The organism is Alkalihalobacterium sp. APHAB7, from assembly GCF_048323755.1.
GTDB lineage: Bacteria > Bacillota > Bacilli > Bacillales > Bacillaceae_F > Alkalihalobacterium.
On sequence record NZ_JBLWFS010000030.1, the window covers coordinates 1 to 21,534 of the forward strand.

General features: G+C 36.8%; 21 protein-coding genes. 19 read left to right on the forward strand and 2 right to left on the reverse strand.

Features of this window, described 5'->3' with window-relative positions; translation table 11 throughout:
- Window positions 1–89: IS3 family transposase (locus ACNSTQ_RS19995; RefSeq protein WP_418201559.1), on the forward strand; the 89-nt coding region annotated here is incomplete at its 5' end.
- Window positions 90–148: 59 nt separating this feature from the next.
- On the opposite strand, the gene ACNSTQ_RS20000 is transcribed toward ACNSTQ_RS19995, so the two are convergent.
- Window positions 149–1,732, reverse strand: coding sequence for a bifunctional metallophosphatase/5'-nucleotidase (locus ACNSTQ_RS20000; RefSeq protein ID WP_418201522.1), 1,584 nt, complete (start codon window positions 1,730–1,732; stop codon window positions 149–151).
- Between the two features lie 207 nt (window positions 1,733–1,939).
- Between ACNSTQ_RS20000 and ACNSTQ_RS20005 the strand changes: the two genes are divergently transcribed.
- The gene (locus ACNSTQ_RS20005; RefSeq protein WP_418201523.1) at window positions 1,940–2,437 is read left to right on the forward strand and encodes a hypothetical protein; all 498 of its coding nucleotides are present in this window, start codon (window positions 1,940–1,942) and stop codon (window positions 2,435–2,437) included.
- Window positions 2,438–2,533: 96 nt separating this feature from the next.
- On the opposite strand, the gene ACNSTQ_RS20010 is transcribed toward ACNSTQ_RS20005, so the two are convergent.
- The gene (locus tag ACNSTQ_RS20010; protein WP_418201524.1) at window positions 2,534–2,959 is read right to left on the reverse strand and encodes a hypothetical protein; all 426 of its coding nucleotides are present in this window, start codon (window positions 2,957–2,959) and stop codon (window positions 2,534–2,536) included.
- Window positions 2,960–3,340: 381 nt separating this feature from the next.
- Here ACNSTQ_RS20010 and ACNSTQ_RS20015 point away from each other — a divergent pair, with 381 nt between their 5' ends.
- The 17 genes from ACNSTQ_RS20015 to ACNSTQ_RS20095 all read left to right on the forward strand — a co-directional run bounded on the left by ACNSTQ_RS20015 (window position 3,341) and on the right by ACNSTQ_RS20095 (window position 21,287).
- On the forward strand, window positions 3,341–3,526 hold the full coding sequence (locus tag ACNSTQ_RS20015) for a hypothetical protein (protein ID WP_418201525.1): 186 nt from the start codon (window positions 3,341–3,343) through the stop codon (window positions 3,524–3,526).
- A gap of 74 nt (window positions 3,527–3,600) precedes the next feature.
- Window positions 3,601–3,891, forward strand: coding sequence for a DUF6509 family protein (locus ACNSTQ_RS20020; RefSeq protein ID WP_418201526.1), 291 nt, complete (start codon window positions 3,601–3,603; stop codon window positions 3,889–3,891).
- Window positions 3,892–4,162: 271 nt separating this feature from the next.
- Complete coding sequence (locus tag ACNSTQ_RS20025) at window positions 4,163–5,212, forward strand: fatty acid desaturase (RefSeq protein ID WP_418201527.1); 1,050 nt, start codon at window positions 4,163–4,165, stop codon at window positions 5,210–5,212.
- A gap of 398 nt (window positions 5,213–5,610) precedes the next feature.
- Window positions 5,611–6,747, forward strand: coding sequence for a histidine kinase (locus ACNSTQ_RS20030; protein ID WP_418201528.1), 1,137 nt, complete (start codon window positions 5,611–5,613; stop codon window positions 6,745–6,747).
- Window positions 6,744–7,343, forward strand: coding sequence for a response regulator (locus ACNSTQ_RS20035; RefSeq protein WP_418201529.1), 600 nt, complete (start codon window positions 6,744–6,746; stop codon window positions 7,341–7,343). The genes ACNSTQ_RS20030 and ACNSTQ_RS20035 overlap by 4 nt, the downstream gene beginning before the upstream one ends.
- Window positions 7,344–7,550: 207 nt before the next feature.
- A complete protein-coding gene (locus tag ACNSTQ_RS20040; RefSeq protein WP_418201530.1) occupies window positions 7,551–9,635 on the forward strand; it encodes a sigma 54-interacting transcriptional regulator in 2,085 nt (694 codons plus the stop codon).
- A 299-nt stretch (window positions 9,636–9,934) separates the two neighbouring features.
- Window positions 9,935–11,083 (forward strand): thiolase family protein, encoded by a 1,149-nt coding sequence (locus ACNSTQ_RS20045; RefSeq protein WP_418201531.1) that lies wholly within the window; start codon window positions 9,935–9,937, stop codon window positions 11,081–11,083.
- Window positions 11,084–11,148: 65 nt separating this feature from the next.
- Window positions 11,149–11,916, forward strand: a complete 768-nt coding sequence (locus ACNSTQ_RS20050) for a 3-hydroxyacyl-CoA dehydrogenase (RefSeq protein ID WP_418201532.1) — start codon at window positions 11,149–11,151, stop codon at window positions 11,914–11,916.
- A gap of 90 nt (window positions 11,917–12,006) precedes the next feature.
- Window positions 12,007–13,161, forward strand: a complete 1,155-nt coding sequence (locus tag ACNSTQ_RS20055; protein ID WP_418201533.1) for an acyl-CoA dehydrogenase family protein — start codon at window positions 12,007–12,009, stop codon at window positions 13,159–13,161.
- A 221-nt stretch (window positions 13,162–13,382) separates the two neighbouring features.
- Window positions 13,383–14,792: an MFS transporter gene (locus ACNSTQ_RS20060; protein ID WP_418201534.1), complete on the forward strand. Its 1,410-nt coding sequence runs from the start codon at window positions 13,383–13,385 to the stop codon at window positions 14,790–14,792.
- Window positions 14,793–14,967: 175 nt separating this feature from the next.
- Window positions 14,968–15,141: a hypothetical protein gene (locus tag ACNSTQ_RS20065; protein ID WP_418201535.1), complete on the forward strand. Its 174-nt coding sequence runs from the start codon at window positions 14,968–14,970 to the stop codon at window positions 15,139–15,141.
- Window positions 15,142–15,365: 224 nt separating this feature from the next.
- Window positions 15,366–16,811: a DEAD/DEAH box helicase gene (locus ACNSTQ_RS20070; protein ID WP_418201536.1), complete on the forward strand. Its 1,446-nt coding sequence runs from the start codon at window positions 15,366–15,368 to the stop codon at window positions 16,809–16,811.
- Between the two features lie 95 nt (window positions 16,812–16,906).
- Entirely contained in the window at window positions 16,907–17,302 is a 396-nt protein-coding gene (locus ACNSTQ_RS20075) for a DUF2203 domain-containing protein (protein ID WP_418201537.1), read from the forward strand.
- Between the two features lie 136 nt (window positions 17,303–17,438).
- Window positions 17,439–17,621, forward strand: coding sequence for a hypothetical protein (locus tag ACNSTQ_RS20080; RefSeq protein WP_418201538.1), 183 nt, complete (start codon window positions 17,439–17,441; stop codon window positions 17,619–17,621).
- A gap of 146 nt (window positions 17,622–17,767) precedes the next feature.
- Window positions 17,768–18,790, forward strand: coding sequence for a zinc-binding dehydrogenase (locus ACNSTQ_RS20085; protein WP_418201539.1), 1,023 nt, complete (start codon window positions 17,768–17,770; stop codon window positions 18,788–18,790).
- 11 nt (window positions 18,791–18,801) lie between these two features.
- Window positions 18,802–19,203, forward strand: coding sequence for a MerR family DNA-binding protein (locus tag ACNSTQ_RS20090; RefSeq protein WP_418201540.1), 402 nt, complete (start codon window positions 18,802–18,804; stop codon window positions 19,201–19,203).
- 344 nt (window positions 19,204–19,547) lie between these two features.
- Window positions 19,548–21,287, forward strand: a complete 1,740-nt coding sequence (locus ACNSTQ_RS20095; protein WP_418201541.1) for an acyl-CoA dehydrogenase family protein — start codon at window positions 19,548–19,550, stop codon at window positions 21,285–21,287.
- Window positions 21,288–21,534 lie beyond the last annotated feature (247 nt).

The window sequence follows — 21,534 nt, forward strand, 5'->3', positions numbered from 1 at the left end:
TGACTTACCACAACAATCATAGATATCAATGGGGCTTAAAAAAGATGACTCCTGTTCAATACAGAAATCATCTTCTTGTAGCTGCCTAGTCTTTTTTAAAATGTCCTTGACAAGGGGTACAGTTTAATATAGGAGCCAGCCATTTCATTTAATCGTGAACCACTTTCCAGTTATGGTTTACAGTTGCGTCGATAACCTTGCGCTCTAAAATATAGTTGGCAAGAAGTTCAGAAACATCAAGTGGGATGTCTTGAACGACTTCTTTTCCTTGGAACATAATATAATCCCCACCTCCGCCGGCACGGTAATTATTCATGACAACATGATATTCTTGATCTAACTCAATTGGCTTACCTTGATAATCAAGTCGAACAATTCTTTCGCCAAATGGTTTAGAAATATTAATTTCGTAGTCAATCCCTTCCCACATATCGTAATTATAATGTTGAGGTTTCGGTGTTGTGAATTCAGGGTTAACCTCAATTTTTTTTCCATTATAAGTGGCAAAGTAGGCTGCAGAACGCTCTAGTGCATCTTTCATGTCTTGGCCTGTTATTTTTAGAACTTTTAACGTGTTTGGATAAATATAATTTGAGACGATATCTCGCATCGTTACATCGGAATGTAAGCCAGGTGCATCATCATTAAAGAGAGCGGTGTTAGAAATATCGACTTTGGCAACGTCCATTTGTACTTTATTGATAAACTCAATTAATGCATTGTCGCGTGTGCGAATTTTCAAAGGGTCGTCAACTAGCATATTGCCGTTAATTTTACCGATCGGTTGATCTAACCATTGTTGGGTTTGATCTTCGAATGACTTAATTAATTCAATGATACGTGAATCGGCCTCAACTGATTCATCGACTTTTATAAGTTCGGCGCATTTTTCAACGATTTGCCATTTATCCGTTTGTTTTTCCAAAGTGACAGATACGTGTCCTAATGCTTGCCCTTTATCACTCGGTTGAACGATTGCAACGTTGTTCACCTCACCCGCTAGTGAACGGTGTTGATGCCCTGTTAATAATACATCGATCCCTTCAACTTCTTTGCAGAGTGCAAAGCCTTGATTTTCCCCTGTTAAGTGTTCTGTAACTTCACCTGACGCAAGGTCACGCTCAAAACCACCATGATACGATACGATGACGACATCAACTTTTTCCTCATGACGTAATATAGGCACCCATTTTTTGGCTGTTTCTAATGCATCATCAAACTTTAACCCTTTAATATGATTTGGATTTTCCCAATTAGGTATGTAATGTGTTGTTAACCCTAAAATCCCTACTTTTATTTGATCATCAAGTTCTTTGACGATATAAGGCTTTCCGTAATAAGGTTCATTTGTTTCATTGTTTATTATATTAGCCGAAAGCCACGGAAAGTTAGAGTCGTTTATCGATTTTTGCAGTATGTCCTGCCCGTAATTAAATTCGTGGTTACCTAGTACGGCAGCATCATAACCAATATCGTTTAAGACAGAAATAATAGGATTTACTCCTTCACTATTAACGCGAGCATAGTAATAAGTTAGAGGTGTACCTTGGATCACATCACCGTTATCAATGAGAAGTGTATGAGACTTATTGGTCGATTTGTATTTTTTAATTAAAGTTGTTAATTTTGCTAATCCGACTTGGCTAGTTTCGTTATTACCATAGTTAATAGGAAGAATATTACCGTGTATATCACTGGTTTCGAGAATAGAGAGAGTAACTTTTTTGGACATTATCATACTTCCTTTCTTTATTGTGAAATCTCATGGTAATGAATAAAATCTAATCGCGCTAATCCTCATATTAAAACTGAGTTTTAGGATAGTGAAAAAATTAGGCTAAATTTATTTTCTTCTTATACCTTTTTCTGATCACTACAACTTTTACATTTAATAAAATGGAGGGAGATTATGTTTTAATAATTAACTAGAGGTTGTATTATGTCTATTCCCTGTAGTGGAGCAACGGCATCGAAACAAATTGACTTCGTGCTCTTACCGCTACCGATATATGTGTTAGTACATGATAATGAGACTCCAGGTGGATTCAGCAATCTTTACGTTATGGTTTTGAAAATTATGGACAATGGGAAGGTGAGCTCGTTGACTATTATAACTCAATGGTGGTCGGAAGAGAAGATGCGAATGGAAGATCTAGTAGGTAAAACGAATGGAGCGGAAAATGTTAATTTATCCGCTGGATATAAAGCCTTTCAAGAGCATAAGACACGTGAGATTGATCGGGAACAAGGTAAACATATACAAGGTTTAACGTATAGAGGCTATGACAAGGTGAATATTTCATTAATTAATGATGATGTATATGAGGTTGCTGTTTCCAATCCTCAAGAAACACAGTTGATAAGATCTTTACCAATCGTTTCAATCATACTTGCGAAGCCCTCTTTTCGGAATCTTGTTAGTAATAAAACAAGATGAGATGCGGAAATACACGCAAAATGAGGGCTTTTTTACTTTTAGTTATGAAGTGAATTCCTTGTGAAAAGAAGAGAGATAGTAACGTTTGTTTCATAATTAATTAATAGTTGGTTTATTTTCATTTCTTTCAATAAGGTCCTTTAAAATTTCAGTGTGTAAGGACGCCCATGCTTGTTCACGGTAGTGAAGTAAAATGAAAACAATCGCAAAGCATGTAAAGAAAGTAAGAAATATAAATATAAAAAATAAGTTTCCTTCAGCAGTTTCTTGGATTTGTTTTGAGAAGATTAATCCGAGCCAAGGTAAAATGGATATGAGTAAAGGAAATGTACCACTTCCGTTTTGTTCTTTGACCATTCGGTAGTGGATCATCTTTAATTCGTTGACGGGAAGGGTTTCGTAAAATTTTTGTATTGAATAAATTTCATCGATTTCTCTTATGTCCTTAACTTCGTATTGCTGATCGGTTGCTTTCTTAATCTTTTTATAAAATTTATGAGCATCTCCTCGGAACTGTTCCATCAGTACTCCCTCCTCATAACCTCTAGAACGTATTGCCTATTTAGGCAGAGTACAATAAATTGTTTCATGCTTCTGTCCCATTAGTCTTTTGTAAAGTAGTTATTTTATGCTTATTTATTTTGACTTTGTTAAAGCATTGTTGGAATTGTTGTGTTTTGTCTCTTTTTAGGATTGTTGAAGATTGCATAGAAGTTATAGTGTTTACCATTAGACTTAAATCTACATTTCTAAACTGAACATTACGACAAGAAAATTCAAGTTTTTATTATAAAACATTAGGCAAAAGGGAATGCTTCGTATAAAATAACAGATAGATATCATCTAGCTAGCGGTTGATAGCAAAGGGATTAGACTTGCAGAATTGGAATGGAGGGCGTAAAGTTGAGTGAAGAAAGTCGGGTTCAATTAAATGTTAGAATTAGTAGTGAAACAGCGAAACAGTTTGAAGAAATTGTCGAGTATTATCAAGAAAACACAAAATTAGGTAGAGTGTACAAAGGAGATGTTTTAACAGATATCATTGAAAAATCTTATCAAATTATGAAAAAACAAAAAGCATTAAAATAATTGAAAAGGCACACATTAAGGACTGGGCAACGATTGAAAACTAAGTTCGCTTGTTAAGAAGAAAGGTAGGATGAATGATGGAGATTACTGGGCATTCAGTTGAAAAGATTAATGATACGACAGGAATACTAGTCGGGGATCGCTATGAATTTACTATAGATATTGCCGTACCAGAGGACGATGATTTACATAGGGAAAACGGTCTGTATGTAAGGGTGATTTTCTCTCTTCATGAAAATGAGGGGCGGATAGTACAATACCATTTTTACGAAAAAACAACAGATGAATCTCTTGACTTCGCTTTAGAAGAAGATGAAGAAGCGCTAATTATTGATTATTGTAAACAAGTTGTATTGAGTGTATAACCATACTTCAATTAATAAAGATGCATTGAAATTCAGGCTGAATATAAATCGGTCTGTTTTTTTTTTTTTTTTTGGAGTGGTGAAATAAAGTGGTTTCAGTTCACTGGAGATTATATAAGTGGAAGTTGGAGATAATACCCAAAGTTGCCATCTGCCTCCTCAAACTATATGACATTTATCATGTTTTAACTATGACATGTATGACTACAATTGTTCTTTGAAAACGTTTATTCTAAATTTATAAAGAACCAATGAGGAAGTGAGTAAAAACATGTCAAAACAAAATCATAATCAATTACGGAAACAAATTGCTCCATATGAAAAATCAAGTACGAAGGAAAGTGTATGGCAAGTTGTTAATACGCTAGTTCCTTTCTTTGTGTTGTGGTTCCTGGCTTATCTTAGTCTTTCAGTTTCTTATGTGATAACGCTTGCCATTTCTGTAATAGCTGCAGGGTTTTTAGTACGAATTTTTATTATCTTTCATGACTGTTGTCATCAATCGTTTTTTAAGAACCGAAGGGCGAATCAAATCCTTGGAACAATCACTGGAATTATGACATTTGTTCCGTATGAACAGTGGAAGCATAGTCATTCTGTCCATCATGCGACGAGTGGTAACTTGAATAAACGAGGTACAGGTGATGTTTGGGTACTAACTGTCGATGAATATATGAATTCATCTTTTTGGCGTAAGTTGGCTTATCGATTGTATCGAAACCCGTTTGTTATGTTTGTTTTAGGTCCGATTTATATCTTCCTTATTGAATATCGTTTTAACGAAAAAAATGCTCGGATGAAAGAACGCATCAACACGTATATAACCAATTTTTCAATCGTAGCGGTCGTAGCGCTATTATGTTGGGCGATTGGTTGGCAGGCTTTTCTTCTAATTCAAGGTCCGATCTTTTTAATATCTGGTTCTTTAGGTATTTGGTTATTTTATGTTCAGCATCAGTTTGAAGACTCTTATTTCGAACATGAAGAACAGTGGGACTATGTAAAGGCAGCGTTAGAGGGTAGTTCTTATTATAAGTTACCTAAAGTGTTGCAGTGGTTAACAGGAAACATTGGGTTTCATCATATTCACCACCTTAGTCCACGTGTTCCTAATTATAAGCTTGAAGAAGTTCATAATAATCATCAAGTATTACAAGATGTTCAAACGATTACAATCCGTTCGAGTTTGAAATCGATTCACTTCCGCCTATGGGATGAAAAGAATAAGGCGTTCATTGGATTTAAAGAACTTAAAAGTATCCAAGCAAAACCGAAAGTTAAAACATCAAAGATTTCGTCGTCTGTTAAGTCAGAGTTATAAGATAATATATATTACGCCTCTCTTTTTTACTCGTTTATAATTTAGTAAAAAAGAAGAGGCTGCTTTTTTATCTTTTTAGCGCTGTTAAAGAGTATTGTTGATTTTGGGCTCATTCCTGAAAGAATAACCTGAAATTTTTTGAGGAAATGCATTTTCTCGTTCATTTCATGTTATTTTTTCAACCTTTCAGTTTCTGAAAGGCGTGTGAAAATAATAAAACTTCACACGATGAGCCCAAAATCAACGGATATCAACAGCAATATTTAACATAGCTATCTTTTTATTAGTGGAATAAGGAAGTATTAAAGGGGCTAGTTTTCATTAAATACTGAACGAGCGCCTACACTACTCTTATGATAAGATAGCGAGTAAGAGAATATATAAATGAGGTTACTACTATGTTAAAAAAGCTTAAAAGCTTTCAGAAGAATTCAGCTATTTCTCCCTATATTTGGAGTAGTTTCAGTATTCTACCGTTCTATTTTATTTTTCAATCTTCGTCCACTCCTGAGATTATTACTGGTATTACGCTGACGATTTTGTTTTTTCTTGCTTTACGGTTTGCATTTATGTCGAATGAATGGCCAGTTTATGTTTGGACATGTATTTTAATTGCAATTTCCATTACGATGACGATATTGTTCCAGTTCATTTATTTTGCATTCTATATCGCTTATTACAATGGCAACATAAAAAATCGAATGGCATTTTTAACGTTGTACATTATTCATCTAGTATTTACGACCATCTCAATCAATTACTCGATCCTCATGAAAGGTGATTTATTTTTAAAGCAATTGCCCTTTATCATTATCGTTTGGATTAGTGTGATTCTCCTACCATTCAATCTATATAATAGAAAGAAACAAGATCAGCTTGAAGAAAAGTTAGAAGATGCAAATAACCGAATTGCCGAGTTAGTTAAACAAGAAGAGCGTCAACGTATCGCTCGAGATCTGCACGATACGTTAGGTCAAAAGCTTTCTCTTATTGGACTAAAAAGTGATTTAGCAAGGAAGTTAATTTATAAAGACCCTGATCAAGCAAGAGTAGAGATCAAGGATGTACAACAAACAGCTCGGACGGCATTAAATGAAGTACGAAAGATGGTTTCGCAAATGCGTGGAATCCGAGTTAAAGAAGAAATTGTTCATGTTAAACAAATTCTTAAAGCGGCTCAAATTGAATTAGTTGTAGATGATGAGGTTCAATTAACGAATGTGTCTCTATTTATAGAAAACATTTTAAGTATGTGTATGAAAGAGGCAGTGACCAATGTTGTTAAGCATAGCCAAGCTTCCACTTGTCATATCTCAATTGAACAATTCTTTAATGGAATTTGTATTACTGTAAAAGATGATGGAATTGGTATAAAAAAAGACGAGGATCTCTATAAAGGTAGTGGTTTGCAAGGGATGAGGGAACGTCTAGAGTTTGTCAATGGCAGTTTAGAAATTGAAGCGATTGATGGAACGATGATTAAGATGAAAGTACCGAATGTAATTAAGTTGGCTGACAAGGGGGAATCGCTATGATACGCATTGTCATTGCTGAAGATCAGCAAATGTTATTAGGTGCACTAGGTTCATTGTTAAATTTAGAAGATGATATGGAAGTTGTTGGGAAAGCTTCAAACGGTAATGAAGCGGTTTCTCTCGTCTATAAACTAAACCCAGATGTTTGTATTATGGATATTGAAATGCCAGAAAAAAGTGGTCTAGAAGCAGCAGAAGAGTTGAAGGAATTCGATTGCAAAGTTATTATTCTTACTACATTTGCACGTTCTGGTTATTTTCAACGTGCGCTTAAAGCAGGGGTTAGTGGTTACTTGTTAAAGGATAGTCCAAGTGAGGAGTTAGCGGATTCGATTCGTGGTGTGATAGCCGGAAGAAGAATGTATGCTCCGGAATTAATGGATGACTTATATAGTGAGGAAAACCCCTTAACAGAAAGAGAAAAGGCTGTACTTGAGCTGATTGCTGATGGTAAAACGACAAAAGAAATTGCTCAAGAATTAAGTATAAAAACAGGGACGGTTCGAAATTACATTTCTACTATTCTAGATAAATTAGAAGTAAAAAACCGAATTGAAGCGATCACGCAATCGAAGGCCAAGGGATGGTTTAAATAATCTAAGCAAAAAGGAGAGGGGGTTCCCTCTCCTTTTATAATTCCCATCCAATTAACAACTAATGGTCATTGTTTGATTTCCGAACACTTTATAGTGTAGAAGTTAGCATAGTTATGTGATTATTCTTACAATTTTATGTTAATATGAAGGAAAGTGTAATCGTTACGGAGTATACATAGCACAAAATTGTTGAAGGGGAAGATTTATTTGAATTCAGTAGAAAACATCATGATTCCAGTCGAAGAGTGTTTGACTCCGGATCATTCGTTGAATGAAGCAATTAAGTTGATGAAAAAAACAAAATGGAATACGGTTCCTGTTGCTGATGAAAAGGGGAAATTAATTGGAGTTTTTACGCGTAGTGCTCTTTACCAGATGTTGCTATTACAGTTAGAGCAAAGGACACGAATTGAAAACTATATAAAAAAAGATATAGGGACGATTACTCTAGATACAACGTTTGAACAATTAGAAGAATTTATTCAAATTAGTGAAGTAAGTACAGGGGTGGTCGTTGATGATGACGGTAAGCCAATTGGTCTCATTACAACACCTTCAGCGGTATTAAGTTTTTTACATCGTACACAATTACTAAAAGGCCAATTAGAAACGATTTTACAAACATCGAACTTAGGGGCATTAATGACCGATGAAAGAGGAAAAATTATTTTTGTGAATGAAAAACTAAATGAAATGCTTCAAGAAACAGCAGAACGTTTGTTGTTTCAAGATGTACAACAGTTTATTCCTAATTGGGAACGCTCCAATCTGGATAAAGAAATTCACTTTCGAATAAATTTCGGATCTGACTACTTTGTCGTTCGCCTATCTACATATCTCATGTCGAACGGAAAAAAAGGATCAATAGCCCTTTTCCAGAACGTTTCAGAAGTAGAGAACATGGCTCAAGAATTACAATCTGTTAAAAAGTGGAAAAGTATTTTACAAACGGTCATTGATAACGCCTACGATGGAGTAGTCATGGTGAATGAGGCTGGTCATGTTATTTTTATTAGTCCCTCACTTATCGAATTATTCGAGCTTGATGGACAAATGATCGAACACTCTCCGGTCGATACAGTTTTACCACATCTTGAACTTACCCCAACACTCAAAACAGGTGTAGCGGATATTAGTGAATTTATGGAGATTAAAGGAATTAATTATATGGTCCACCGTATTCCGGTCTATCAAGACGATCAAATAATCGGTGTTATCGGAAAAATCGTGTATCGCCAATTACATGAGGTGCGGGAGCGTTTTAGAAGATATGAAGATATTGAAAGAAGAATGCAAGTTTCTAATAGAAGAACGGAAACATCTAGATTTACGTTTAAAGAGATCTTATCGCAAGACCCGCAAATGGAGAAATTAATGCGCAGTGGTATTAAAGCTGCTAAAGGACGTACGACCCTATTAATTCGCGGTGAAAGTGGAACTGGAAAAGAGCTTTTTGCACATGCCATTCATAGTTCTAGTTCTTTCGGACAAGGTCCTTTCATTACCGTTAATTGTGCAGCGATACCTGAGCATTTGCTCGAGTCAGAGTTTTTCGGATACGAAGAAGGTGCTTTTACGGGAGCTAAACAAAAAGGGAAGATGGGCAAGTTTGACCTAGCTAATGGTGGTACACTATTTTTGGATGAAGTTGGTGATATGTCGTTACAGCTTCAAGCCAAACTACTACGCGTTTTACAAGAAAAAGAGTTCTATAGAGTCGGGGGGACCGAACGAATTGAAGTAAATGTGCGAATTATTGCTGCAACGAATCGACCGCTTGAAGAAATGGTTGAAGCAGGTGAATTTCGTGAAGATCTATTTTATCGACTCAACGTCATTTCATTTGAAATACCCCCACTTCGGAAGAGGAAAAAAGATATTCTATTATTAAGTGAATCGTTCATTGAGGCATTAAATAAACAAAATGGGACAAGCATTATTGGATGGGACCCAATTGTACAACAAGTGATGATGGAATATGATTGGCCAGGTAACATAAGAGAATTGCGAAACGTCTGGGAACGAGCGATGGTTTTCTCAGAAAGTGGGAACGTGCAACTTGTGGATTTACCTGATTATTTATTGAAAAAGGTAGGATATGATTTATTAATAGATGAAGAGGAAACAACATCTCCTGAACACACTTTATTGGAAAAGGCTGAACAAATGGCGATACAAAAAGCGCTCATAAGCGCAAACGGTAATAAGAGTCAGGCCTGTAAGATGTTAGGGATTAGCCGGTCAGTCCTATATGATAAGTTAAAAAAATATGAATTCAACAAAGTGAAATAAGCTCTATAAATCTACTTCTATAAACGAGGAGGTAAACACAAACTAACGACTGAAAATGTTAGATTTTGTGCTTAGCTCTTTTTTTCTTTCATAAAATATTACAGTGCCTAGTAAATGGTAGAGGGTAAAAAAGTGATTTATATTGAGACACTCTAGCCATGTCTAGTGTACAGATTTCAGACACCGTTAATAGGTGTTACTAAAAAAAGACATCAATAGAGCGTAGTTAAACATGGCATGATTTTTGCATGTGGGAAATGAGTATACAATTGTATTTAGACCATTTAGGGGGAATGAAAATGCGTGAAGTAGTCATTGTTGAAGCAGTGCGAACACCTGTTGGAAAACGTAAAGGGCTTTTGAGTAATGTGCGCCCTGATGATATGGCAGCGAAAGTATTAAAAGAATTAGTCAATCGGATTGGAATTGATCCAGCACTTGTTGAAGACGTGGTGATGGGATGTGTATCACAAGTGGAAGAACAAGGAATTAATATTGCTCGAACAGCTGTTTTACAGGCTGATTTTCCAATTAACGTTCCAGGTACAACGATTGATCGGCAATGTGGTTCAGGCCAACAAGCTGTACATTTTGCAGCACAAGCGATTGCAAGTGGCGATATGGATATTGTCATTGCTGGCGGCGTGGAAAGTATGTCACGTGTTCCGATGGGTGCGACTCGACAAAAATCAGATTGGAGCGAGGAGCTCACTTCACGTTATGAGATGATTCATCAAGGACTTTCAGCAGAACGTATTAGTGAGAAGTGGGGATATACGCGTACCCAGTTAGACGAATTCTCATTAGAAAGTCATCGTCGCGCAATTCAAGCTCAAGAAGAAGGACGCTTTGATCGCGAAATAATGCCATTTGAAGTAACACTTGAGGATGGGACAAAAACGATAGTTACACAAGATGAAGGACCGCGAAAAGGCACATCTTTAGAAAAATTAGCTACGTTAAAACCAGCATTTTCTGAAAACGGTGTTATTCATGCGGGAAATGCGAGTCAAATGAGCGATGGTTCTGCCGCTATTCTTTTAATGTCTAAAGATAAAGCAATTGAGCTAGGTTTAACCCCTCGATTTCGTATCGTTGCTCGAAAGGTAGTCGGATCTGATCCAACTTTAATGTTAACAGGTCCAATTGAAGCTACCAAACAAGTACTTGATAAGGCAGGTCTTACGATTGAAGATATAGACCTTTATGAAGTTAATGAAGCTTTTGCCCCAGTTCCGATGTGTTGGTTAGATGAAGTAAAAGCAGACCCAGCAAAGCTTAATGTCAACGGTGGTGCGATTGCATTAGGCCACCCGCTAGGAGCAAGTGGAGCACGTGTCATGATTACTCTTATGCACGAACTAGAAAGAACAGGTGGAAGATATGGACTGCAAGCGATTTGTGAAGGTGGCGGCATGGCTAACGCAACAATTATTGAACGAATTTAATATTGAACGAAACCATTTAAATAAGAAAGTTCTATGATTTAAAACATTTTCAGGAGGTATGTTGTATGAAGATGCAAGAAACAATTGCAATTGTAACTGGGGGCGCTTCAGGTTTAGGTGAAGCAACGGTAAGAAATATTGTAGCCAATGGTGGTAAGGCGGCCATTCTTGATTTATCGGCAGAAAACGGTAACCGTCTCGTTGAAGAACTAGGTGGAAATGTGATGTTCGTCAAAACAAATGTAACACATGAAGAAAGTGTCCAAAATGCCCTGAATGAAGCGACTCAAGCATTTGGTAATTACAATACAGTAGTTAACTGTGCAGGAATCGGTCTAGCACAAAAAACAGTGAGTCGAGGGCAAGCTCATGATTTAGATAGCTTTGTCAAAGTAATTAATGTCAATCTAATTGGTACATTTAACGTTATTCGTTTAGCAGCAAAACAAATGACGGAAAATGAAACAAATAAGCAAGGTGAGCGCGGAGTGATCATTAATACTGCTTCTGTAGCAGCTTTTGATGGCCAAATCGGGCAAGTAGCTTATAGTGCATCAAAGGGCGGTATTGTCGGGATGACCTTACCAATTGCTCGTGATCTAGCGAAAAGCGGGATCCGCGTAGTCACTATTGCTCCAGGACTTTTTGAAACACCTTTATTTAACGGATTACCTGAAGAAGCAAAAACTGCATTAGGTAAGCAGGTTCCATTCCCGTCAAGATTAGGAACACCTGCTGAATATGGTCAATTAGCTCAGGCTATTATTGAGAACCCGATGTTGAATGGAGAAACGATCCGCTTAGATGGTGCGATCCGTATGCAACCTAAATAATAGCAGCAAAGCTAGTTATAACGAGGGTCTTGCTATTAAACAAGTATAAGGTCAAATAGCGACTCTATCCTATTAAAAAGGGGTGTCATAATGTCAAGAGCATATTTAACAGAAGAGCATGAAATCTTTAGAAAAGCATTACGAAAATATTTAGATAAAGAGGTAGCCCCTCACTTTGATGAGTGGGAAGAGGCGAGACAAGTTCCGAAAACATTTTGGAAGCAGTTAGGCGAACAAGGTTTTTTATGTCCATGGCTGGATGAAGAATACGGTGGTATGAATGCGGACTTTGCTTATTCTGTAGTGTTTACAGAAGAACTTGAAAAAATAGGAGCTGGAATTGGTGGTCCAGGTCTTCATAATGATATTGTAATGCCATACATCGATTCCTATGGATCCAAGGAGCAAAAGCAAAGATGGTTACCGCGAAGTGTAACTGGAGAAGTGATCTCTTCTATTGCGATGACAGAACCAGGGACAGGGTCGGATTTAGCTGCGATCAAAACGACAGCTGTACGAGACGGAGATCATTACGTTATCAATGGTGAAAAGATATTTATCACAAATGGTTATTCAACGAATTTCATCGTCGTTGTTTGTAAGACCGATACGAAAGCGAACCCTCCGCATAAAGGGATAAGCCTTATTGTTGTAGATACGATTGATGGGGAGGTGCCAGGATTTAAAAAAGGGAAAAAGTTAAAAAAGGTAGGTCAACATACGTCTGACACAGCTGAATTAATTTTTGAAGATGTAAGAGTTCCTGTTGAAAACCTACTTGGAGAAGAAGGAAAAGGATTTTACTACCTCATGGATAAATTACAACAAGAAAGATTAATGGTTGCGATTGGAGCGATCACTTCAGCTGAAAGAATGCTAGAAATTACGATTGATTATGTTAAACAACGTAAAGCTTTTGGTAGACCTATTAGCCAATTTCAAAATACACAATTTAAGCTAGCAGAAATGGCTACAGAAGTTGAAATCGGGCGAACGTTTGTTGATAACTTAATTGTTAAACATATGGCTGGAGAAGATGTTGTTACAGAAGTTTCCATGGCCAAATGGTGGGTGACAGATTTGGCGAAAAAGATGGCTGGAGAGTGTATGCAGCTACATGGCGGATACGGTTATATGGAAGAATACGAAATTGCTAGAAGATACCGTGATATACCAGTTTCGACGATTTATGCTGGGACGAATGAGATTATGAAACAAATTATTGCTAAAAATATGGGGCTATAATAAAAAGCGATAACAATTACTGAAATTATTTGCTGCTTTAACACATTAACTGAAATGTTTGCTTTCGGAGAAGGAATTCGTAGTTAAGGCAGCAAATACTACTAAAAGAGAATAATATATTGGTACAATATTCTATCTGATTGCTATCAATATGCTATAATCTGTCTAGTTATTATCTAGCAGATTATTAAAGGAGATGTTTGATAGCAATGGAGAACGAAATGAAATACTCATATTCGATATCTGACTCAGACAAGAAAAAACTCATGAGTATGTTGTTTATACTTGTTTTATTTTCGATTATGAATTCCACAATGTTTATGGTTTCTGTCCCTGATATCGCAGAGTACTTTGGCCTTTTACCTTCACAAGTAAGTTGGGTCGTTACTGGTTACATTATTTTGTATTCGATCGGTGCATTATTATACGGGAAGTTAGTCGATATTTTTCCAATCAAAAACCTATTAACGTTTGGAATTAGTCTGTTTGTCATCGGGTCCATCTTCGGGTTTCTAGCTCCAAGTTATTTGCTCGTTGTCCTTTCGAGAATGGTCCAAGCTTGTGGTGCTGCCGCTGTTATTGCGATTGTTTTTGTAATTCCGTCGCGCTACTTTCCACAAGAAAAAGGGAAAATGCTCGGAATTTTGTCTTCTGCAATGGCGTTTGGTGCAGGATTAGGTCCAGTGCTCGGAGGATTTATTGCGGGTTTTTTAGACTGGCACTATATCTTTTTGTTTTCTTTTTTTGTTGGTTTAACTTTGCCTTTTATTCGGGTACTATTACCGAAAGAAGAAAAGAAAAATGGTAAGCCTGACGTTATTGGAGCTTTACTTATGGCTGCTGGTGTTGCCTTATTTATACTATTTATTACAACTTTTTATTGGCCGTATTTATTGTTCGGTACAATTATTAGTGCAACGTTCTTTTGGTGGATTTACTATTGTAAGGATCCATTAATTTTACCTGAAATGTTTAAAAATAATGTTTATCGGATAACGGTCTCCACCTCTTTTTTCGGTACATTAATAATGTTTAGTAATCTATTCATTTTGCCACTTCTATTAAGGGATGTGCATGGACTTAGTACAGTTCAAATTGGGTTGGTTCTGTTTCCTGGAGCGGTACTCGGAGCTTTTGTTGGACGTCTTGCTGGAGGGTTTACAGATCGGTTTGGAAGTCAAATGGTCTGTTATTTTGCAATCATATTAATTTTCTTTGGATCAACGTTTCTTTCTAGCTTTATTGGCTTTGCTCCTTGGGTAATAAGTTTAATTTTTAGTATTAATTTCATTGCGTTTCCGATCTTTCAAACGTCCATGGCCAATTTAATCTCGACTGTGTTGCCAGATGAACAAATGGGTGTTGGAATGGGAGTTTACAATCTTGGTAATTTAATCTCAGGTGCGGTTGGCGGCGCAATTATAGGTAGAATTTTAGATTACTCATTTGTCGGAATTTCATTAAATCCCTTTGTTGAGAGTACTGGAGTTGTTGTTGTGTATAGCAATATTTTTGTCGGATTAGCTGTGCTAGCCATATTAATTGGGCTTTATTTTTATCTATCCAATCGTCGGCAGCAGATGTTGGTTCAAAGAGATAACGTTCAACATATTAAACAATTAGGTAGTTAGCAAGGGTCTGAGTCGGTTGATTTGGATAAATATAATTTAGAGAAAATTCAAAAAATAAAAAGGGTTTCTTATTTCGACATAGAATTAATATACTAAACCATTTATAAAGCGTTTTCATGTATATCCGGTAAAAAGATTTCGAAGTTAGAAAAATAATTGTACCTAGGGGGAAGTTATGAGCACAATTCGAAAAAGTGGAATTTATGAGAACATAAGTAAAAAGAGATGGGAATATTGGTTAGTTAAGAATAGTGATATTAAAATTATGGTTTCTTGGTTACAGTGGGGGTCGACAGACGAAGAATATAAAAAGTGGGAAGAAAACTGTTTAATAACGAAGGCTGGATAAATATGGTTTTTAATTAAGGGAAGGCTGACTTTGTGGGCTGATTAACGCCTGTTGAGTTAGCTTTTTTTGTGGAAAAATTAACTATAGTATCATTATCGCCTATCGGTGCCAAACAAGCATAACCCTTGCTTTCTCAATGACTGATACGTATCATTTACCGTACATTCATTACTTTTTAGCAATAGGGAATACTTAAATAAAATACATAAATGAGGTTTTTATTAATGAATTCAATACGTTTTCAGAACTATACATTAAGTACTGAGATTATAAGATCACTATCTAGCCTGAAATATTACGAACCGACTGAAGTACAGAAGAAGGTTATCCCTGTAGCTCTTGAAAAAAACGATTTGCTCGTTAAATCGCAAACAGGAAGTGGAAAAACCGCTGCTTTTAGTATCCCAATCTGTGAACTCGTGGATTGGGAAGAAAATAAGCCCCAAGCTTTAATTCTCACCCCGACGCGTGAGCTAGCGGTCCAAGTGACAGAAGAATTGATGAATATTGGGCGCTATAAGCGAATTAAAGCGAATGCAATCTATGGAAAACAGTCCTATGCTAGACAAAAGTTAGAATTAAAGCAAAAAAATCATGTTGTTGTTGGAACACCAGGACGCGTGTTAGATCATATACAAAAAGGAACACTTCCGTTAGAGCGTATTGATTATCTAGTTATAGATGAAGCAGATGAAATGTTGAACATGGGCTTTATCGACCAAGTGGAAGCGATCATTAATGAATTGCCAACGGATCGAGTAACGATGCTGTTTTCTGCAACGCTTCCAGCAGATATTGAAAACCTTAGCCAAAAATATATGAAAGATCCTGTTCATATTGAAATAAAAGCTACGGGTCTAACGACTGAAAAAATTGACCACTATGTAATTGAAGTAACCGAAGGAAATAAATTTGCTGTTCTGAAAGATTTAACGATTGTAGAAAATCCTGATAGTTGTATCATTTTTTGTAGTACGCAAGATGAGGTTGATGAATTGTATAAACAACTGAAACGTTCAAATTATCGTTGTGATAAAATTCATGGTGGCATGACACAAGAAGACCGTTTTTCTGTCATGAATGAATTTAAAAAAGGAAAGTTTCGTTATTTAGTAGCGACTAATGTTGCAGCAAGAGGCATTGATATTGAAAATATTACTCATGTCATGAACTATGACGTTCCTTTAGAGAAGGAGAGTTATGTACATCGAACAGGAAGAACAGGTCGCGCCGGAAAAACTGGAAAAGCATTTACACTACTTCGTCCTTGCGAACAGAAGGATTTACAAGAAATTGAAGATTACATTGGGTTTAATATAAAAAAACGACGTATCCCGTCACTAGAAGAGGTTGCGAAGATGCAAGTTGCTTTTGAAAGGAAAAATAAACAGCAACCAACCGTCAAAAAAGATAAAAGCGCTGACTTAAATAAAGGTATTATGAAGCTTTATTTTAATGGTGGTAAAAAGAAAAAGATTAGAGCTGTAGATTTTGTAGGGACGATTTCTAAAATACCGGGGATTACTCCTGATGATATTGGAGTTATTACAATTCAAGAAACGGCTTCATTTGTTGATATATTAAACGGTAAAGGTCCCATCGTTTTAAAAGCAATGAAAAGTAAGACGATTAAAGGAAAGCTATTGAAAGTTCACCAGGCGAAAGAATAACACTCTCATGTCTATTTGAGGAGGAAGCAGGAATTTTCTGCTCAATTAACGAAACTAATAAATGACTAGTTACGGAAAATGGAGAGGAGCTAGAGATGGAGAAAAAATATTTTACATTAGAAGAAGCAAATGAATTGCTACCATTACTAGAAGTAGAATTAGTAACTTTACAGCAGATTCAAAAGAATTTTCAATTCAAAATAAAGAAATTAAAGGAATTGAAGGCAAATCCAAATCAGCAACTAACCGAAAAGGACCGTATCTTCACATTAGAAAGTGAGCTTGAGTTTTTACAAATGGAGGCACAGCTTCATTTGCGCAATATTGAGTCCAAAGGTGCCCAACTAAAAGGAATCGATTTAGGGCTACTGGATTTCCCAGCCATACTTAATGGTGAAGAAGTTTTACTTTGTTGGAAACAAGGCGAGTCTAAAATTACACATTATCATAGTGAGCATGAAGGGTTTGCGGGGAGAAGGCCTATTAACTAAAGACGTTGATTTCTTATAAACAAATTAGTAAAACTATGAATTCACTATTTGAAACAGGATAGGCGTATAGAGACAAACAACCTGATTTTTAGAAGAGGTAATGAAGTTTTACTGATTATATTTAGGGGGTGGAATAATGGATGTGATAGCCATTTTAGGAGAAAGTTACGATAGTTTAGTTGAAGCAAGTGTCGATAAAAGTCCTGATGAGGTAGTCGTGACTAAGGATGATGAAGTGTTTTACATTGTTTCAGAAAACGATTATGAACAAACACTGGCGTCTTTAGGATATAAAATCATCGTTAATACAGGAGAGTAGTTCATCGCGCTCTCTTTTTTTTTGAGATACACTCTATTTTTCATAGTAGGTTAGTAGAAATGGTATAAATACTAGATCTTGCTGAACATGTATTCAATAACATCAGGAGCAATCGAATACGAATAGTAGACAAGGGGGATGAAAAAATGAAAGCAATTGTATTAAAAGATTTAATAAAACCAGGTTCGAATCAAAAAGCAGAATTATTTTATGAGGAAGTACCTACTCCAAAGCCAGGAAAAGGAGAAATTTTAGTTCGTCTTCGCACAGCTGCATTAAATCGTCGTGATATATTTATTCGTTATGGAATGTACCCAGGCATTCAAGTTCCTTCCATACCTGGGTCGGATGGTGCTGGTGTAATTGCTGAAATAGGTGAAGGCGTTGAAGGATTTGAAGCAGGCAATGAAGTCGTAATTAATCCATCAATGGATTGGGGTGAAAATCCAGCATTCCCAAACCCTACTTTTAGTGTGCTAGGGGTGCCGATTGATGGTACATACTCTCAATATATTAAAATACCAGCCGAAAATGTATTTCATAAACCGGATTACTTAACATGGGAAGAAGCAGCTGCCCTTCCACTAGCAGGGCTTACAGCGTATCGCGCAGTTGTGACGAAAGGCAATGTCAAAGAAGGAGACACGGTTATCGTTCCTGGAATCGGTGGTGGAGTGGCGACATTCGCACTGCAAATTGCTGCGGCTAAGGGAGCAAACGTATATGTCACTTCTAGTAGTGAAGAAAAAATCGCTAAGGCGATCGAGTTAGGCGCTGCTGGAGGAGTAAACTATCGCTCAGAAAACTGGGTTAAGGAATTGAAGAAAATATCTGGCGGTGGCGACTTATTAATCGATAGTATCGGGGGAGACACTTTCAATGACTTGATTAATCTAGCGAAGCCTGGAGGAAGAATTGTTTCTTTTGGAGCAACTTTAGGTACGGTCAATAATTTAGTCATGCCACGCGTGTTTTTTAAGCAACTTCACATTATGGGTTCAACAATGGGAACACCACAAGAGTTTGGTGAAATGCTCGCACTCTATGAAAAAAATAAAATTCAACCTGTCGTAGATCAAGTATTTCCATTGGAACAGGTCAACGAAGCACACTTACAAATGGAACAAGGCAGTCAGTTCGGAAAAATTGTACTAACCATACCTGAATAAAATTAGGAGAAATGATGGAAAGAAAAGAAAAGTACTCCATAAGTGAAATTGCATCGATGTTTGACATTACCTCCAGAACAATCCGCTATTATGAGCAGGTTGGCTTGTTAAAATCTGAAGAGCGTGAAGGACCTACGCACCAACGGTATTTTACCGATAGTGAGCGCCGGCGCCTGAAGTTGATTTTACGTGGTAAACGTCAGGGATTTAAATTAGAGGAAATTAAAGAAATGATTGATCTTTATGAGTCTAATCCCAATGGTGATAAGGAAAGACAGCGTATCTTACAATATGCCGATGAAAAAATCTCTGAAATTACGGAAAAAATAAATGACTTAGAAGTGATGAGGGCCGAGATTAAAATGCATCGGCAACGATTTTTAGAGGAGAAAGACAACGAGCAGAAGGAATGATGTCTTTCTATATGAAATTATGAGCTTTCCTTTTAAGTTAATACTAACTTAAAAGAGAAAGTTCTTTTATTATGGAATTGAACTATAATTTAGAAAGAATATTTTGACAAATGCAAAGCTGGGTGTTAAAATTTCATTAAGTTGACGTTAACGACAACTATAACTAGAGTGTTTTGTTTTTTATGGATGGTAAACTCTATAAATTTACTATTCTCTTGTTTTACAGAATGCAATGAAAGCGCTTTCCTTAATAAACTTAAAGAAGAAAAAGCATCTATCAAATGATTTCGTTATGTGCAATGTAAAGAGCTGGATTAAAGTAAAATTAAAGGAGATGTAAAAGTATGGGGAAAAACTTGATAGAAGAACAAAATCAGTTGGATTACGGGAAGTGGGAAAGTGGGAATGAAGCTAATTGGTATACCGATGATCCGATTTTGACTCGTTATGCGAAACGGTATCTATCAAGCGCAGTATTCAATTATGTTGAAGAAGCTTTTGAAAAAACTGGTGCTTTAGCAGCAGGTCCAATGGATAAACGTGCGGTACATACGGATCGTGAAGGTGCCCCTCGATTAAATCGCTACAATAAAAAAGGTGAGGAAATCAATGAAGTTTGGTACAACGAGGGATATAGGCAAACGGTCAAAGATGGATATGGAACCGGTGTCGTTGCATATCGTTACGATGAGAACGCTCCTGAGCAAATTCCTTTCTTAGTGAATGCAATCTTAATTTATTTAATGTGTGAAACAGAGCCAGGCTTCACTTGTCCGGTTGGACTTTCACAATCTGCTGCGTTTGTGCTTGAAAAATTCGGCTCTGATCAACAGAAGGCTGACTATTTATCATTACTTGCTTCTTGGGATCCAGAAACGCATCAAGAAGGCGCAACTTTTTTAACCGAAATTCAAGGGGGATCTGACGTCGGCGCTGCGACAACTGCAGCAGTTAAAAATGGAGACCATTATTTATTAACAGGTGAAAAGTGGTTTGCGAGTAATTGTGATGCCGAAGTAGCGATTGCTTTAGCTCGTGTGAACGATAAACCTTCGACTAAAGGGTTAGGGCTATTCCTTGTCCCGCGTACACTTCCTGATGGAACGCGAAATAACGTAACCATTCGTCGTTTGAAGGATAAGTTAGGCGTAAGGGCTGTTGCGAGTGGGGAACTGATCTTTAATAACGCAGTAGGCTATTTAATTGGAGATGAAGATAAAGGATTTAAATATATGGCTGAAGCGCTAAATGTTTCTCGTTTGGGAACAGGAATTTCTGGCATTGCACTAGCTAGACGTGCATTTCTAGAAGCAGCGATCTACACGGAACATCGTGAAGCGTTCGGGCAACGTATTAATCGTTTTCCGATGGTTCGTGAAACATTAGTCAAAATGATAACAGAAATTGAGGCGGGCTGGGCGATTTCAGCTCAGATGATCAAGTTATTTGATGACGTACACACGTTTGATAATAAAACAGATGAAAATTATGCTTTATTACGAATTTTACTATCGTTAGTGAAGTACCGTGGTAGTGAACTTGGAGTTTCCGCTACAAAGGATGCTCTAGAACTTTATGGTGGAAATGGATACATTGAGGATTATGTGACGCCACGACTGCTTCGTGATGCCGTCGTTAACCCAGTATGGGAGGGTACAGCCAACATTCAAGCATTAGAAATATTAAAAACGTTGCAAAAAGCAGGAGCTGGTTGCTTTATGAACGATTTACGTACAACTTTAAATGGAATTGACGATACGGCGTTAACAGATTACAAGGAAACTCTTCAGCAAGAAGTTGATCGAGTCGAGGAGTTACTCAATCATATGTTGAGCCAAGACGCATATACACAAACTGCATTAGCAAAAAAACTAGCTGATTTTATGTATGATGTTTATGCAGGTGTTCATTTACTAGAAGAAGCACAATATGATATTAAAATGAGTAGCGACCGCCGCAGGGTATTAGCCGTTGAACAATGGAATCGACTCGTCTTCGATCGCTCACCAGACCGCGGCATTCTAACAAATGAAACCATTTCCGATGAAGTGTTTGAAGCACTGATTTGCTTCGGTACACGTTAAGTTTTACTGTTATTCATATTGCATCACACTTCCTACAAACGCGTTTAGGTGTTAATAGGGGGGGTGGTGCTTTTATTTGGGTGATTGGTTGGGGCTTTTGTTTTGTTATTTTAAGTTTATGGATTAAGGGTTTTCGGCTGTACTTTCCCTAAACTACTTTCAATGGTTATTGAAACGTTCTTTCTGAAAGCTACCTCAAACAAAGGAAATGGCGATGTATGAATGAATTATTTTTAGTTCAAAATAG